The sequence below is a fragment of the Peribacillus simplex genome (assembly GCF_030123325.1).
Classification (GTDB): domain Bacteria; phylum Bacillota; class Bacilli; order Bacillales; family DSM-1321; genus Peribacillus; species Peribacillus simplex_D.
Genome location: NZ_CP126106.1, coordinates 3,423,036 through 3,438,819 on the forward strand (window position 1 = coordinate 3,423,036; position 15,784 = coordinate 3,438,819).

Genomic DNA, 15,784 nt, shown 5'->3' on the forward strand with positions numbered 1-15,784 from the left:
ACCGCAAACAAAACGGCGGAGGTCCGCCGTCTTTTTTTAATCGTTAATAAAATTAAGGGAAAGGAAGCTGCTAACCGTCTTATGACAGGTTACTCATCGACTTCTTCATCAATTATGCATTTTTCAAGAAGATATTCGAATGTGATGTCAGCAAGATCTTCAACTTCAGCTTCTGTTGGAAGATAGCCCCGTCTTATCAATTCTTGAAAAAAGAATTCCGCTATCTCTTCTGTATCAATAAAAACCTCAATTTCTCGCAAATCATCGCCCCCTTATTTAAAGGTCTATGAATGTGTAGAGACAAATATACCAGTAAGGCATCCCATAATGGAAAATCATATGAAGGGCCTATAATTATCATGGTCCATTTCTCGTCAATTTGAATGGAAGCTTCTATAAGGAATTTGGAAATTGCCCTTTAAAAAGTTTGGGATACCTTTCACTTCGTTTGCTTCTTTTTATGATCTGGATAAATTTCCTCTGCCGCTTTTTCAATTTTCGCAAGGGCAATCTTCATGATATGGCGGTATTCATCATCGCCAAAATGTTCGTAGAGCTTACAATAATCATTATATAAATCCAACAGGCCATCAATCATTTCCTTTTTTTCATTTTTTGTCATTGTCATATCTCGCTCACCTTTACCAGGGTTGTTTTGTTTAGCAATGATAGCAAGCTCATTTTTCTTTTTAGGAAGTAGCAGACCCAACTTTTTTATAATTCCATCTGCACGTTTAGCATCGGCTATCAATGTCAGTTCTTCTTCATGCGCTTCAAGCCATTCACCATCCGAGATTCTTGATAACTCATAGATGACATCCTCCCAGGCATTTTCCTTATAGCGCCAAATTTCCGTTCGATAGCCGATTATCTTGAAATAATCCTGTTCATATCCATCCACTTGGACCAAGTCACCTAATAAATATTTATATTCAATATCGATTTGTTCTTTTGGATAAAGGATTTCTCCTTCATATTCGTTTATCGATTGCAATGCTTTTTCAATATAAAGGCCTTCACTATAGTTCACTTCATACACATAAGCACCATCGAGAAATTTCACATCGGTTATATTCCCGACTGTCCCATACATTGTTATTACGACTGTATCGCCTAATTTAAATTTTGGCTGTTTTTTTTTGCCCATAAGAGACATCCCCCAATATGGTCCTTATCGTTTGATTAGTAAATTATATGCACAAACAAACATGGAGGTTAATGGAAATAAGAGGGCATTTTGCTCAATTAACTAAGTAACCGGCCCATTTATTAAAGGGCACTATAACCAACCAAAAACCGCCTCATTTAATGAGACGGTTCGTAGTGGGGATGATGAGAGTCACTTTCGTTCCTTCGTCGCGGACGCTCTCAATTTGGAATTTACCTTTTAATTCATCCATTATCTGAATGCACGTCGCCACACCTAATCCGTTACCATCCGGTTTGGTGGTGTAAAAGGGCATTCCGATATTTTTTAAATCCTCGGGACTGATGCCTTTTCCATCATCGCTGATCACTAATTTTACATATTGGGACACGGAAGTCTGTTGCAGTTCAATCTGCCCCCTTGCTTCGATGGCTTCACAAGAATTATTCAAGACATTCAAAAGAACCTGCCTTAACCGGTTTCTATCTGAATAAACAAAGACGGATTGTGTCACTTCATTAATTAATCTTACATGATAACTCGGATTTAAGGGGGTATATGTATCTAAAATTTCTTCAAGGAAATCCTTTAAATCGAATTTCTCCCATTCCAGTTGATGCGGTTTTGCCAGATCAAGAAGTTGTGTCACGAATGCATTGACCCGATCCACTTCATGAAGCATGACATCACTATATTTTTCTATTAATGTTGGATCATGCTCCTGGCTCTTCAATAATTGGAAAAAGCCCTTTATAGTCGTCAACGGGTTCCTGATTTCATGGGCGACACCGGCAGCAAGCTGGCCAACATATTTCAATTTTTCCGTTCGGACGATTTCCTTCTCACGATCTTCTATCGTTTCCATCATTCTTAAAAAGGCAAGGTTCAATTTTCCCATTTCCTCGAAGCTTCTTTTGTCGGAAATGATGAATTCCTTTCCTCCTATGAAATCCTCTGTTGCTTCGACAAGTTCTTGAACTGGCCGTACGATGGTCTTTGTTAGTGAATAGACAGCCAGAATGATAGAAACAAAAACGATGCTGTAGATTGTCAGGTACCGTGTTAATAAGTCGTTCAAAGGTTGAAACACCTGTTTCTTATCAGCACCCACAACAACAAACCATTTATTCTCCGTTTCTGCAATCGTATGGACAGGCTGAATGGAATATATTTTTCCGCCATTCTCTGAACTGTACAAATCATCCGATAACGAAGCTTCCAACAGCTTGCCTTTCGTTAATCCCATTTCTTTCAAGGCAGAATCCTGCATGACGCCATGCGGGTCTTTTTTCGAAATCATGATGCCTTCTTGATTGATCATGAAAAAGTTCACTGGGTATTTATCGCTAATTTCATTAGCCTTTTTCTCCATCATCTCCCAAAGCCCTTGCAATCGGAAAGCTGGTGATACGACTCCGATCATTTTCCCTGCAACATCATAAACCGGCGCACTTAGAACCATTATGGGATCCGAGAAAGCCCGGGTTTTATAAACGTCAGAAAGGAATTCATGACCTTCTATGGCCTCTTTGAACCATATTCTCTTCGCGAGGTTGTCCCCAATCATTTTATTTGATGTATCTGCAATGACATTGCCTTCCATATCCAAATGCAAGACACCGTAATAATTTCCTTTTGCATCGATAAACTTTTTTAGTTCATTTGACTTCTCTTCTCTTGAATAGCCAGGATTGATGATTACCGAATTTGCACTCATAAACTTCACATCACTGATCCGTTCGTTCAAATAGCTATATGTTTCATTTACAATATTCAGTGAACCTGCATTCAGGGCATTTTTTGCTTCCTTCTCCAGGAGGGACCGTTGCGATCCATAGGATATGATTCCCAATATCAGAAGTGGAACACTTGCAATAAGTAAAGAAAAAAGCAAAATTCGGGTTTGAAGGCTTTTAAGCATCCTTCCGATCCTCCCTATTCCTGATCTCCCAATAGGAGCCCTTCTTCTATTTGGACATACTGTTCCCACGCTTGATCGAATACTGACATACTTTCGAGATAGTCTGCATTCAATTCTAAATAACTGCTCAGTTCATTATAATCTGTCGATTGTTTTGGGAAGCCATGGTCCTCATAGGCATGATTGGCAAATTTAGTGATTGCATCAATTTCCTTCAGTTGTCGAAATTTCATTAAATATAAATAAAATGGTCTCATGATGTCGAATCCCCCCTAAAATAACTATGATTTCAGCTTTAATATATCGGAAACTTTCGCTTCCGTCCACTTTTTTAAAAATCAATTTGGTTTTTTCTTCCTCATTTTAAGAAATCCACGATTTTTCAACACAAAATGCATTCGGTATATTACGGAATTTCACTTACATATGTACATCCTTTTAAAGATATTTTTTTACTTTAAACAGCTTAGTTCTTCATGATTCGATAAAGGAAAGAAGTGCTTCATTCTTGTTTAACCTAATGCCCAGGTCCCTCTAAAATTTGCGCTAAGCATGTTCTGTCATGCCGCTTGAAGGGTGGAATTCATTCAATTACCCGCAGGCTTTCATTTTGCAAAAGGGAAAAATCCCTTCGTTATTTTATTTTGCTAGCACCATCTGTACTTTAATAGGCAAAAAGAACTTAGCTATTGTTTAAATTACTTTTTAAGTGGGTCATATAAATTAAAAAGCAAGTACAGAATAATCATCTCTACTTGCCTTTCAATTGAACTCTATTGTTAGTTTTTCAATATTATTTATTGCTTATTTGCTGTGAAAAATCCAGTCTTTTCACTATCGCCTTACACCTACCCATTTTTTTCTATGATATTGGGGCTCTTACTTAGTATGAATAACGTATAACTCACGAGTAGGATTTTCACGATGAAGTTCTTGATAAGCTTTCATTGCATCTGGAGAAATAGTATATTTCTTTTTGGTACTCTTCCCACCCATCAAACACCTTGCCATTACTTTTTCCCTAATAGTTTATTAAACATCAGTGGCTATTCCCCCAGCATTTCGCTTGTTTCTGTCACTAAAGAATCGATTTCTCCGTTAGGAAATGAAAGAATCTTTTTACTTTTACCCCTCATTAGTTAGATTCCATAGGAGAATGTTAAAACGTTGAAATCCAGTAGCTAATATTGAATTCTCATTGGGTTGGAAATAACCGTAAAGGGACTTACAAAAGCTGTACCCCTTAAATGAAGGTCGCTTTTTAAAGTTGGAATTTATCAGCAGTAAAAGCATTATAAGCTTTTCCCTATACTTACCTTATTGTCCCTATTTCAACTTCAATTACTCATCATACGCCTACTGATTCCCGAACTGTTTCATATCAATAAAAACCCCAGACCATACATAGTATTGTACCGACAACAGTAATTAGAGCTAGGAATATAGCGCAATATAGAGTCATAAAAATTGATTTGCTATCATCAGTTTCACGAGCATGCATAAACACAACTAGTTGAACAGCTGCTTGTATGAATGCTGTCAATATAAAAATCGTCATTCCTGTTGCTTTTGACATATTGAAGAAGTAAACCATCAGTGCTACAACCGTTAAAATCAATGAAAATACAAAACCCCATACTTGTTTAGCCGGGAAGAATTCCTTCATGTTTATGTCATTCCTTTCAAGTAGATAAAGGTGAAGATAAAGATCCAAACGATATCTAAGAAATGCCAGTAAAGAGAGAAAATGAAGGATTTATTGGCTGTTTCAGGTGTCAACCCGCGTTTTTTCACTTGAAGGATAATAAATAACCCCCAGAAAAGTCCTAATGTAACATGTGCTCCATGTGTCCCTAATGTTGTAAAAAGCATCGATGTAAATGCACTAGTTTGCAGTGTAGCTCCTTCGTGATAATAGGTAATGAACTCAGTAATTTCAAATCCTAAGAACCCTAATCCAAGAAGGAGAGTGATCACGAAGAATGTCAACATGGCTTTCTTGTTGCCAAGTCGCATGGCATGAATTCCAAGCCCGATGACAAAACTGCTTGTTAAGAGCAAGAATGTTTCAGCAAGTACTGGAGTGATTTCAAAAATTTCTGCTCCAGCAGGACCGTTACCCGTACGATCAACTAATGTAAAATATGATGCAAAGAGTGTTGCAAAAAGCATAATTTCGGCTCCAAGGAAAATCCAGAAGCCTAAAATATTTAGACGATTTTGTTCCGTACTATATTCAAGAGGTTGCGAGTGATCTATTTCCATTTATTAACACCCCTAAATTTTGCTTCTGTCTCTTTAATTTCTTCTACAGAAATGTAATGCCCATGGTCTATTTCGAATGAACGATGAGCCATGCAAACAAAGATGCCGATTAGTCCAATAATCGCAAGAAACCATATGCTGAATACTAACGCAAATCCAAAGACAAAGAAGATACAGGACATGATAAACGGTACGCCGCTGTTATTGGGCATATGAATTTTTTCATAGTCACCCTTGAATAATTCATGACCTTTATATTTTGCATCCCAAAATGTCTCCCTTGAGTTCACTTGTGGAATAATGGCAAAGTTATATTCTGGTACTGGATTATGAGTAGCCCATTCAAGGGAACGTGCATCCCAAGGATCATCACCAACATCTTTTGGAGCATGGCGAATGCTATAGTAAATCGTATATACGATTAATACAAAGCTGATTGCCATTAATACTGCCCCGATGAACGAAATCATATTCAATGGTCCAAATCCAGTCGATTCAGAGTATGTGTATATACGACGTGCTTGACCATCTAAACCAGTGATATACATAGGGAAGAATGCTAAGCAAAAACCAATGGTTAGAAACCAGAACGCCCATTTCCCAATCCTTTCATTCAACATGAAACCAAACATTTTCGGCCAGTAGTAAGTTCCGGCACCAAGCACCGCAAATACTACACCCGGAATAATGACATTGTGGAAGTGAGCTACTAAAAACATTGTATTATGGTATTGATAATCCGCCGCTGACATCGCAAGCATAACCCCAGTAACTCCACCGATTGTGAAAAGTGGTATGAACCCTATTGAATAAAGCATAGGGACGGTAAATCTGATTCGACCTTTCCACATCGTGAACAACCAGTTAAAGATCTTGATTCCAGTCGGAATAGCAATTACCATCGTTGTAATCGAGAAAATACTATTAACATATGCTGCTTGCCCCATTGTAAAGAAATGGTGCGTCCAAACGAAGAATGAATATATAGAGATAAATACCATTGAAGCAACCATTGATCGATAGCCATATAGGTTACGCCGTGAAAAGGTTGGGATAATCTCGCTAAAAAGACCAAATGCAGGCAAGATTAAGATATATACTTCAGGATGTCCCCAAACCCAGAACAGGTTAGCCCAAAGCATATCCATACCGCCATCAGTCATTGTGAAAAACTTGGTTGCGAATAGTCGATCCATTGTTCCCATGATCAGCGCCACTGTTAATACAGGGAATGCGAAAACGATAATAATGCTTGTGACTAAAGAAGACCATGTAAACATTGGCATTTTCATTAATGTCATACCGGGTGCTCTCATTTTAAGAATAGTCGTCAAAAAGTTAATCCCCGTCATTAATGTACCTATTCCGGCTATCTGAATACCAATCATATAATAATTCGTTCCAACATGCGGGCTAAATTCATTACCTGCAAGAGGGAAATAAGATGACCACCCTGCATCAGGCGAACCACCAATTACAAAAGAGATGTTGAATAGCATCGCACCCATAAAAAATAACCAGAAACTTATGGCATTTAGTCGTGGAAATGCTACATCTCGGGCCCCAATTTGTAATGGCACTACGAAATTCATTAAGGCCATAATGTACGGCATCGCCATAAAGAGAATCATCACAACCCCGTGTGTTGAAAAAATTTCATTATAGTGCTGTGAATCTAATAATTTGTTATCCGGTACGGCAAGTTGCGCACGCATCATCACTGCATCTACCCCACCACGAAATAGCATCAACAAAGCAGATATTAGATACATAATACCTATTCTTTTATGATCGACTGTTGTTAGCCAGCCACTCCATAAATAAAACCATTTTTTAAAGTGGGTTATACCAACAATGATCAAGAGAACAGTAACACCAATGGCCACCATTGATGAGTATATGACGGGACTGGGATTAGGTATAAGAAATCTAGAGAAAAAACCCATACTTTTGTGTTTCCTTTCTGAAAATATTTTTCTTGAGATAGACTAAGAAATTATTCATGTTTGTGTGGTGATTTTTCTTTACTATTACTCGACTTATGATCATGCTCCATATGTTCACCTTTTGAATTCGCGTTAGAGTCACTTGAGCCATGATGATGTCCAGCATTTTCACCTTCTGGAGCTGGCGAGAAGTCTAAATGAGTTCCAGTAAACGTTAACTGTCCCTCATGACCCGGTTTTAATAATTCATTGAATCTTACTTCAGTAATAGGTTTCGCAGTTTCTTTAACTTCCTTTACCCATTCATCAAACTTATCTTGAGACATCGCTTCGACATGGAACGTATTTTCAGCGAATCCTTTCCCACTAAAGTTTGCATTTCGTCCCATCATTTCCACTGATTCGTCCGCTGCTAAGTGTAATGTGGTCACCATGTTAGACATGGCATATTTTTGACCGCCAAGTTGTGGAATCCAGAAACTCGTTATAGGCCCGAATGAATAAAGTTTAAATTCAAGTGGTCGATTTGTTGGAATATACAAGTAGTTTACTGTCTCGATATCGTTTTCTGGATAACTAAAATGCCACTTCCAGTCAGATGACGAAGCGTAAATAACTAATGGATCTTGACCTTTGTACCCTTCCGGAGTGGCTTCCACTTTATTGTTGGAAATTACAGAAACAACGGAGAAGAAAATGACGATTAAAATTGGCACCCCAACAATAATCGTTTCAACAACATGATTTCCTTCTATGTAGGGTGGTTCATAATCTTTAGGTAGTTTAGAGTCACGGTATTTCGTTAAAACAAAGACTAAAATAGCACAAACAACAATTACTATAACCGCCATGATCGCAATTGATAGCCAAATCACATTGGCTTGCGTTTGGGCTTGAGGTCCTTTGGGATCTAATACCGCTAATGATTCACAGCCAGAAAGCACATTGACTATGGTAGAAAGAAAAGCTAATAAAACCCATTTTATTTTCATATAAGCATCCTTTCTTTAAGATTTTATTTCTAAGTTATCCACAAAGGATGAACCTATCCCTAAAAACGCTTATTAAGATTGGTAATTTATCACAAATACATTTATAAGCGGGATGATTATGTAGAATTCATATGGGGAATGTTCAGAGAAACATGTAATCTAAATAACTACTTGTTTTGAAAAGTAATTTGAATATGTGAGGAAATAATGCATTGATCTTTTTATTCCTAGTGGTCAAAGTAAGGGGAGTGAAGATGAATATTTAAAATGGTGGCAATTGTCCTTAATAGGGGTTGGCTGCACTAATGGTACTGGATTTTTTCTTGGATCGGCCAATGGTATAAAAATAACTGGCCCTTCAATTGTCCTGTTCTTCACGACAAGCCGCAGGGATCTTAATTTTGTTCAATTGGTCTTTCATTATTATTTCTGCTCTTCGTATTTTGTAAATAAAATTAGTTGTTTTAACAGTGCTTTTTCATCTACCCTAATACATTGAAAAAATTTCAAAAAACCTCTACAAAAGAGTCTTCCAAAATAATATATCTCAATTAACCGCTTGCTTCCTTCAGAATTCCGCGTCAACACGGAAAGTATCCGCTAATAATGCCTTAACTGTTAGAGATGTGCACCCTATGGACCGCACCGCCGTACGCACAGAAAAACCTCATCATAAAAAGTAGATGAGGCAACTTCTAATTATTTTGTTATTTCCCAAAATCAAAATAATTCCGCTTTAACAACCGCTTCATCTTCAATAACGCGTCATAAGTCGTCTGTTTCCCTAACTGTTTAGTATCAATTAAAAACAGCTGGTCTTCAATCTCTTTAGTCGTTTCATCACTTTGAAAAAAAGCATCGCAACTCTGACAATGAGATGAAGGAGTTTCCGTAATTTCTACCGCCCTCGTACCATCCGGCAGTTCCCAATACACGGTCCCCTTTACTGATGCAAGCTTCCCTTTCTCACACCATGGACACGTCTCCATGCTATTCATCCCCCTTTTGAGTGCCCTTTTTTTGCTGTGCCTGGAATTTCTTTTCTTTTAACAGATCTCGTTTTTCACGCTGGTTCTTCAATGAAGCATGCTCTGGGTTGGTCACGTATTTTTCCCGTCTATTCATTCGCCTCAGCCCTTCAGGCACTAAATTGAATTGCTTGTCGTTCATTAAACCCGATACACCTATATCTGACTGTTTTTCTTCCATATCAGGATATACTCCTTTGAAATAATCATCTGCAAGTCCTGGTGTATATTTCTCAGGTTCAGGATATGTGGTTATCACACCTTCAAAATTGCGCAGCACCGTTTTTGTTGGGGATTGTGAAAGGATATAATTCGGCTGCAGTGTGATCTTCCCTCCCCCTCCTGGAGCATCGACGACGAAGGTAGGTACAGCATAACCGGATGTATGGCCTCGGAGCCCCTCGATGATTTCAATCCCCTTTGAAATGGGTGCCCTGAAATGACCGATGCCTTCCGAGAGATCGCACTGATAAATATAGTAAGGGCGGACACGGATCTTAACCAGATCATGCATCAGCTTTTTCATGATGGCGACACTGTCATTTATCCCCGCTAAAATAACTGCCTGGTTGCCTACAGGTACACCTGCATCGGTAAGCATCTCACATGCTTTCTTTGACTCTTCGGTAATTTCTATCGAGGTATTGAAATGAGTATTCAGCCAAACTGGATGATATTTTTTTAAAATGGCACATAAATTTTCAGTGATTCTTTGGGGAAAAACAACCGGAGCCCGCGTACCTATCCTGATTATTTCAACATGAGGAATTTCCCTTAAGTTTTTGAGGATATATTCAAGGATTGTGTCATTGATCAATAATCCGTCACCGCCGGAAATAAGGACATCCCGAACTGCCGGCGTGTCACGTATATAACCGATTGCAGCGTCCAATTGTTTTTTTGGCACTCCCATGCCAATTTGGCCTGAAAAGCGTCTTCGCGTACAATAACGGCAGTACATGGAGCATTGATTCGTCACCAAAAAAAGAACTCGATCCGGATATCTATGGGTCAGTCCCGGTACAGGGGAGTCCTCATCCTCATGAAGCGGGTCTTCCATGTCATATTTGGTTTTATGCATTTCTTCAGAGATGGGGACCGATTGCATTCTGATTGGACACCTTGGGTCATCTTTATTCATTAACGAAGCATAGTATGGGGTGATATTCAATGGAATGGTTTTTGTGGAAATCCTCACACCTTCCTCTTCATCCGGAGTCAGGTTTATCACTTTTTTCAAATCATCAACAGTTCGGATCGTATTCGTAAGCTGCCACAGCCAGTTGTTCCATTGTTCTTCGGTTACATCTTTCCATAGCTCTATATCTTTCCAATTGCGATCTGGCTTATATAAGTCAAATAACATGGTTATACCTCCTGAGTTATGATAGTAGTATTAAATGCAAGAAGGGTGCCAAAATGACCCAAAAATTCGAATGCCCATGAAAAAAACCGGATTGCTGGCTGCATCCGGATTTTTTCCATTCAAATATGTTTTTTTATTTTATATTGCAAGGTCTGTCTTGGAATCTGCAATAGCTTCGATGCCTGGAAAACGTTACCGTTCGTTTGACGAAGGGCCTCGGTAATCAATTTTGTTTCCATCTCAATCATGGCCTCACGAAGCGGAAGGATTTTTTCTGATGGGGTGCGCTTTTTTAAAAATTGGGGCAGATCTTCAAGATTCAAAACATCATTCTCCGTATGGTTCATCATGAATTCTATCGTATGTTTAAGCTCCCTTACGTTTCCAGGCCAATGATATTTCCGAAAAAAAACCTTAGTCTTCTCATCCATGCCTTTTATCGACAGTCCTAATTTACTGTTAAATACTGATATGAAATGTTCAGAAAGAAGCTCTATATCATCAATCCGCTCCCTTAATGGAGGCAGCTCGTAGCTCAATACGTTCAATCGGTAAAATAAATCCGGCCTTAGCCTGTTTTCCGATACTGCCTTTTTCGGATCTATATTCATAGCTGCCATGATCCTGACATCCACCTGTACACTCTTTGTACCGCCTATCCTCCTGATGAAGCCATCTTCTAGCACACGCAGAAGCTTTGCCTGCAAATCAATCGGCATCGATTGCAATTCATCTAAAAACAAGGTTCCTCCGTTGGCTAATTCAAACAATCCCTGACGTTCCACAGCACCAGTGTAGCTTCCTTTTGCCGTACCGAATAGAAGCGATTCCAATAAACTTTCTGGTAGGGCAGCACAATTTTGCGCGATGAAAGGTTCTTTACCGCGGCTCGAATCCTGGTGGATGCTTTGAACAAAAAGCTCTTTTCCTACACCGCTTTCCCCATAAACCAATACGGATGAGGAGGAGCGGGCAGCCTTTTTCCCTTGTGATATCAAACCTTTAAACCCAGTATCATTTGTCAGGATTTCTCTGAAAGAATACAACCCGCCGTTCCCAGGCGTTTTCCTTTCAGGACTTTTTATCGTCTTGAGCGAGCTTTCCAGATCAGCTAACCTTTCAGATAATTGTTTCAAGCTTGAATAATCCTTGGCAATTTCTATTGCACCTATCATAAACCCATCAACATATATGGGGAGCGTCGTATTTAGCGTCTCAATGATGCGCCCATGTGCATTTACATACGATTGACTATAGTTGTAGATTGGTTTTTCAGATTTAATGACCCGGAGTAAGGTCGATGATTTGTAATTCAAAGAAGGGAAGGCTTCAAGCAAGGGTTTCCCAAGCACCTCACTTCTTTGCATCCCATCATGATTGGCCGCCACTCCGTTATAAAAGATGGTCTGTCCTTTTGGATCTATCACATGAATGCCTTCATCAATAGTTTCTAATATCGCTTCCAACACTTCACTTGTATTAAAAAATTCACTTGGCAAGATATCCCCCCTCAATACCCACTTGCTAAATGTATATGAGGAAATGCCAAAAACTTGTCATCAACCGCCTAAAAATGAGCATTCAAGTAAAATTTTTCACCCAAAGGTTCATATCCTCCAGTTTATCAAAGATATAACAATTATTGGCCAAACGTCCACGGTACGAGTATCCATGCTGATGCAATGCAGCATTCATGCCGAATGAGAGCGACCGGGCAATCGAATAGATACAATAAATTCCATGTGAAATAAGATGGTCTTCAAGCGCGGAAATCAAGTGTTTCATCAAGCCGTACTGCCGATGTTCCGGCAATGTCGCACAATCGGTGATTTCTGCATTATGGTAAAGGGAATTAATTTCTGCGGAAGCAGCACTGACAATCCTCTCTTGATGGACATAAATATAAAAAACCGTTCCCATTTCCATGCACTTTTTCACATATGCCGGATCATTCATCGGTGTGGGATACACTTCGAAAACCTTACCATATAATCGGGCCAGCTGAAGTGCATCTGTAAATTCTGCTTTACGGCCTTGATAAGCTGACGGCGGATCATCCAGGCCGGATTTTGCCGGCAGACTCTGAACATCGGTAAGGATTTGATCTTCCTTTTCCCATTCTGCACTGTTACGCCTTTCATTCCGGTTATATTTAACAAGGAAGAAACAATCGCTTCCCAAGAAGAATTTATCGATGCTTCCTTCATATAGAAAGCCTTGAGCAAGCAATGCCATAACGTTTTCCCTGCGAGACTTGAAGATGACTTTTTCTGCTGATATGCCTTTAGCCACCTTTAAAGATTCCTCCACGCATTCTTGAAAATGACCCAAATAATCATCAACCCTGATTCGCTTATTAAAATGGTCGATCGTAATATGTATGGTGCACCTTGGCTTTTGAATTTTTTTTTCAATGATTCCAGCCTCCATTTATCCCCCTCCTTTCACATTTTCGAAAATTGGTGCGAAAGGCCTGACCCTTCCTGGAATCAGACCTTGGGAAAAATGATTATTCCTGGTCCACCCCACACCATTCAATAATGGTCAATGCGATGATTTCCGCAACCTCCATCATTTTATCCACCTTTATATATTCGTTCGAATCATGTGCCATCTTCGTTTCCCCTGGTCCAAACACAACTACGGGGGTAGAGCCCACCGATGAAAGATACCCTCCATCCGTCGCCCAAGGGGACGCTTCGACAAACGGTTCTTCCCCTACCACTTTTTCATAATATGTTCCAATTGTCTTCATAAGCGGGTGATTTAATTCGAGGTTGCCAGGCAGCCACCTGGCCCCAAACCATTCTAATTCAATAGGATTTCCTTTGAACCATGCATCATTCTGGTTTAAAGCATCTATTCGCTCCTTCAGCGATTTCTGTGCCTCTTCCATCGTTTCTGTCGGGGCGATGCCGAATCTACCTTCTAGAACGGCTGTATCCGGCACGGAGGAAGGCCAATTCCCGCTTTGAATGCTACCTATGTTGATTGGAATGGGAATAGGGACATTTTTATAGAGTGAATGACGGAGTGACTCATTCCGTTCTTGTTCAAGCATCTTGATTTCTTTCATTACACCAACCGCTTTATCTATTGCACTGACTCCTTCATACCTCGTGCCTCCATGTGCAGACTTGCCTTTTATTCTCAGTCGAAACCACATCGAACCTTGCTGTAAAGGGAATAGTTTCATATTTGTTGGCTCCGGAATGATCGCACCATCAGCTTTATACCCCCGTATGACTGCCGCAAGTGTGCCGGCACCACCGCTTTCTTCTTCAATCACACTCTGGAATATCACATCTCCCTTCAATTGGATTCCAGATTCGACGATCGCTTCGATGGCCAGCAATAAAGATACATTGCCCCCTTTCATATCCGTCGTTCCCCGCCCGAAAACTTTCCCGTCAACCAACTTGCCGCTATACGGTTCATCGTGCCATGCCGCATGATCTCCTTCAGGAACCACATCAATATGCCCGTTTAAAATAATGGATTTCCCCTTGCCTGTTCCCCTTTTTATAGCCACAAGGTTCGGATTACCTTTAAAATCCCTGCGGTCGCAATAAAAATGGGGATGTTTTCTTAATTGTTCATCCCCGATTTCCCAAAGGTCTATTTCTAGGCCAAGTTGTCTGCACTTCTCGACCACTATGGCCTGTGCACTTCCTTCTTGCCCCCTTTTGCTCGGTTCCTGAACCAGCTTTTGCAAAAGCTGAACCCCATTCATCCGATGTTCATTCAACCATGTTCTTATTTTCTCCTCATACATATCCATTCTCCTCTCTCATTCTTTTAAAATATGGATGTTTTCAGAGACGGTAAACGAGGCTTCGGTCCGATTCCTGACTTCCTGAATGCTGGACGTATCAAATACATCAGTTAATAGGAGGCCCTCCGAAGTTACGGAAAAAACGCCTAATTCGGTGATGATCATATGTACGCATTTCTTGGCAGTTAACGGCAACGTACATTTTTTGACCAATTTAGACATGCCCGCCTTATCGTTATGTTCCATCAAGACAATGACCTTTTTTGCCTTCGCAGCCAGTTCCATTGCACCGCCCATGCCTGGCACCCGCTTTCCCGGGACAATCCAATTAGCGAGATCCCCCGCTTGACTTACCTGAAGGGCTCCTAGAATCGTGATATCCACCCTGCCTCGCCGTATCATCCCAAATGCAACAGTACTGTCGCAGTAAGAAGCCCCGGCTCTAATCGTGATCGGCAGTCCCCCAGCATTGCAAAGATGCGCATCTTCCTTCCCCAATTCAGGGGTACTGCCAATTCCCACAAGGCCATTTTCTGCATGAAACATAACTTTATGATCATTCAAAAGATGATTCGGTACAAGTGATGGAATGCCAATTCCCAAATTGACCAGCATCCCATCACTGATTTCTGCTGCTGCCCGTTTCGCTATTCTGTTTCTATCTCCGGTTCCCAAACCCATTTCCAATCGACTCCTTTTGATGGAATGATATAATCCACAAAGGCACCGGGTACAATGATGTCCTCTGGATCCAAAGTGCCAAGCGGAACGATTTGCAAGGCTTCGACTATAGTGATTTGACCGGCCGCAGCAACGATTGGATTCGTGTTCCTGGCACTTTTATCAAATATAAGATTTCCATAAGGATCTGCCATTTCTGCGTAAACAATGGCGATATCCGCAGTTAATGCCGGTTCCACCAGATAATTTTTCTTACCCAGCTTTACGGTTTGCTTGCCGTCCCGGACGATATCGGCCTCAATTCCAATATCAGTCAATATCCCGCCAAGTCCCATCCCTCCGGCCCGGATGCGTTCGACAAGTGTCCCTTGCGGAGAGAACTCCACTTCGAGTTCTCCATTATTCATTAATAGTCCTGCATTTGGATTGGAACCGATATGGGAAACGATGATTTTTTTCGCACGGCGTTGGGTGACCAGTTTTCCGATTCCGATATCGGGGAAACCTGTATCGTTCCCAATCAAGGTTAAATCCTTAATACCTGATTCCAAAATCAGATTGATCAATCCCGGAGGCGTCCCTATGCCGCCGAATCCCCCAAACAGGATGGACTGTTTATCTTTAAAGTGATGGCGGACATCCTCCAAACGACAAATCTTCTGG

General features: G+C 40.3%; 15 protein-coding genes and 1 pseudogene. 1 reads left to right on the forward strand and 15 read right to left on the reverse strand.

The features are described 5' to 3' along the window. Positions 1 to 89: 89 nt before the first annotated feature. The 8 genes from QNH43_RS16085 to qoxA all read right to left on the reverse strand — a co-directional run bounded on the left by QNH43_RS16085 (position 90) and on the right by qoxA (position 8,271). Complete coding sequence (locus QNH43_RS16085; protein WP_064505166.1) at positions 90 to 260, reverse strand: YozD family protein; 171 nt, start codon at positions 258 to 260, stop codon at positions 90 to 92. Positions 261 to 439: 179 nt separating this feature from the next. Next, entirely contained in the window at positions 440 to 1,147 is a 708-nt protein-coding gene (locus tag QNH43_RS16090) for a hypothetical protein (protein WP_283914908.1), read from the reverse strand. A 154-nt stretch (positions 1,148 to 1,301) separates the two neighbouring features. Further along, entirely contained in the window at positions 1,302 to 3,068 is a 1,767-nt protein-coding gene (locus QNH43_RS16095; RefSeq protein ID WP_283914909.1) for an ATP-binding protein, read from the reverse strand. 14 nt (positions 3,069 to 3,082) lie between these two features. Beyond that, on the reverse strand, positions 3,083 to 3,325 hold the full coding sequence (locus QNH43_RS16100) for a YozE family protein (RefSeq protein WP_283914910.1): 243 nt from the start codon (positions 3,323 to 3,325) through the stop codon (positions 3,083 to 3,085). Positions 3,326 to 4,449: 1,124 nt separating this feature from the next. Continuing rightward, entirely contained in the window at positions 4,450 to 4,734 is a 285-nt protein-coding gene (gene qoxD, locus QNH43_RS16105; protein ID WP_283914911.1) for a cytochrome aa3 quinol oxidase subunit IV, read from the reverse strand. A 2-nt stretch (positions 4,735 to 4,736) separates the two neighbouring features. Beyond that, positions 4,737 to 5,333 carry a cytochrome aa3 quinol oxidase subunit III gene (qoxC, locus tag QNH43_RS16110; RefSeq protein ID WP_283914912.1) on the reverse strand — a complete coding sequence of 199 codons (597 nt, stop codon included), beginning with the start codon at positions 5,331 to 5,333 and terminating at the stop codon, positions 4,737 to 4,739. Next, a complete protein-coding gene (gene qoxB / locus QNH43_RS16115) occupies positions 5,324 to 7,279 on the reverse strand; it encodes a cytochrome aa3 quinol oxidase subunit I (protein WP_283914913.1) in 1,956 nt (651 codons plus the stop codon). Before qoxB ends, qoxC begins: the two co-directional genes overlap by 10 nt. Positions 7,280 to 7,329: 50 nt before the next feature. Next, positions 7,330 to 8,271, reverse strand: a complete 942-nt coding sequence (gene qoxA / locus QNH43_RS16120; protein WP_283914914.1) for a cytochrome aa3 quinol oxidase subunit II — start codon at positions 8,269 to 8,271, stop codon at positions 7,330 to 7,332. Between the two features lie 211 nt (positions 8,272 to 8,482). Here qoxA and QNH43_RS16125 point away from each other — a divergent pair. Beyond that, a pseudogene (locus QNH43_RS16125) lies at positions 8,483 to 8,647 on the forward strand (amino acid permease); the annotation flags it as partial. Positions 8,648 to 8,978: 331 nt separating this feature from the next. On the opposite strand, the gene QNH43_RS16130 reads toward QNH43_RS16125, so the two are convergent. The 7 genes from QNH43_RS16130 to QNH43_RS16160 all read right to left on the reverse strand — a co-directional run bounded on the left by QNH43_RS16130 (position 8,979) and on the right by QNH43_RS16160 (position 15,777). After that, positions 8,979 to 9,260 (reverse strand): YokU family protein, encoded by a 282-nt coding sequence (locus tag QNH43_RS16130; protein WP_283914915.1) that lies wholly within the window; start codon positions 9,258 to 9,260, stop codon positions 8,979 to 8,981. Position 9,261: 1 nt separating this feature from the next. Then, the gene (ablA, locus tag QNH43_RS16135) at positions 9,262 to 10,665 is read right to left on the reverse strand and encodes a lysine 2,3-aminomutase (RefSeq protein ID WP_076366038.1); all 1,404 of its coding nucleotides are present in this window, start codon (positions 10,663 to 10,665) and stop codon (positions 9,262 to 9,264) included. 119 nt (positions 10,666 to 10,784) lie between these two features. Then, entirely contained in the window at positions 10,785 to 12,164 is a 1,380-nt protein-coding gene (locus QNH43_RS16140; protein WP_283914916.1) for a sigma-54 interaction domain-containing protein, read from the reverse strand. Positions 12,165 to 12,246: 82 nt separating this feature from the next. Then, on the reverse strand, positions 12,247 to 13,095 hold the full coding sequence (ablB, locus tag QNH43_RS16145; protein WP_283914917.1) for a putative beta-lysine N-acetyltransferase: 849 nt from the start codon (positions 13,093 to 13,095) through the stop codon (positions 12,247 to 12,249). 79 nt (positions 13,096 to 13,174) lie between these two features. Then, positions 13,175 to 14,446, reverse strand: a complete 1,272-nt coding sequence (locus tag QNH43_RS16150) for a peptidase (RefSeq protein ID WP_283914918.1) — start codon at positions 14,444 to 14,446, stop codon at positions 13,175 to 13,177. A 9-nt stretch (positions 14,447 to 14,455) separates the two neighbouring features. Continuing rightward, the gene (locus QNH43_RS16155) at positions 14,456 to 15,121 is read right to left on the reverse strand and encodes a 3-oxoacid CoA-transferase subunit B (protein WP_076366359.1); all 666 of its coding nucleotides are present in this window, start codon (positions 15,119 to 15,121) and stop codon (positions 14,456 to 14,458) included. Further along, on the reverse strand, positions 15,088 to 15,777 hold the full coding sequence (locus QNH43_RS16160) for a CoA transferase subunit A (RefSeq protein ID WP_283918382.1): 690 nt from the start codon (positions 15,775 to 15,777) through the stop codon (positions 15,088 to 15,090). The genes QNH43_RS16155 and QNH43_RS16160 overlap by 34 nt, the downstream gene beginning before the upstream one ends. Between the last annotated feature and the right edge of the window lie 7 nt (positions 15,778 to 15,784).

Bases quoted from the DNA above. Each gene is read 5' to 3' on its own strand.
- qoxA (WP_283914914.1), bottom strand. From the start codon at position 8,271: ATGAAAATAAAATGGGTTTTATTAGCTTTTCTTTCTACCATAGTCAAT.
- ablB (WP_283914917.1), bottom strand. From the start codon at position 13,095: ATGGAGGCTGGAATCATTGAAAAAAAAATTCAAAAGCCAAGGTGCACC.
- QNH43_RS16100 (WP_283914910.1), bottom strand. From the start codon at position 3,325: ATGAGACCATTTTATTTATATTTAATGAAATTTCGACAACTGAAGGAA.
- QNH43_RS16150 (WP_283914918.1), bottom strand. From the start codon at position 14,446: ATGGATATGTATGAGGAGAAAATAAGAACATGGTTGAATGAACATCGG.
- ablA (WP_076366038.1), bottom strand. From the start codon at position 10,665: ATGTTATTTGACTTATATAAGCCAGATCGCAATTGGAAAGATATAGAG.
- QNH43_RS16130 (WP_283914915.1), bottom strand. From the start codon at position 9,260: ATGGAGACGTGTCCATGGTGTGAGAAAGGGAAGCTTGCATCAGTAAAG.
- QNH43_RS16155 (WP_076366359.1), bottom strand. From the start codon at position 15,121: ATGGGTTTGGGAACCGGAGATAGAAACAGAATAGCGAAACGGGCAGCA.
- QNH43_RS16095 (WP_283914909.1), bottom strand. From the start codon at position 3,068: ATGCTTAAAAGCCTTCAAACCCGAATTTTGCTTTTTTCTTTACTTATT.
- QNH43_RS16090 (WP_283914908.1), bottom strand. From the start codon at position 1,147: ATGGGCAAAAAAAAACAGCCAAAATTTAAATTAGGCGATACAGTCGTA.
- qoxB (WP_283914913.1), bottom strand. From the start codon at position 7,279: ATGGGTTTTTTCTCTAGATTTCTTATACCTAATCCCAGTCCCGTCATA.
- qoxC (WP_283914912.1), bottom strand. From the start codon at position 5,333: ATGGAAATAGATCACTCGCAACCTCTTGAATATAGTACGGAACAAAAT.
- qoxD (WP_283914911.1), bottom strand. From the start codon at position 4,734: ATGAAGGAATTCTTCCCGGCTAAACAAGTATGGGGTTTTGTATTTTCA.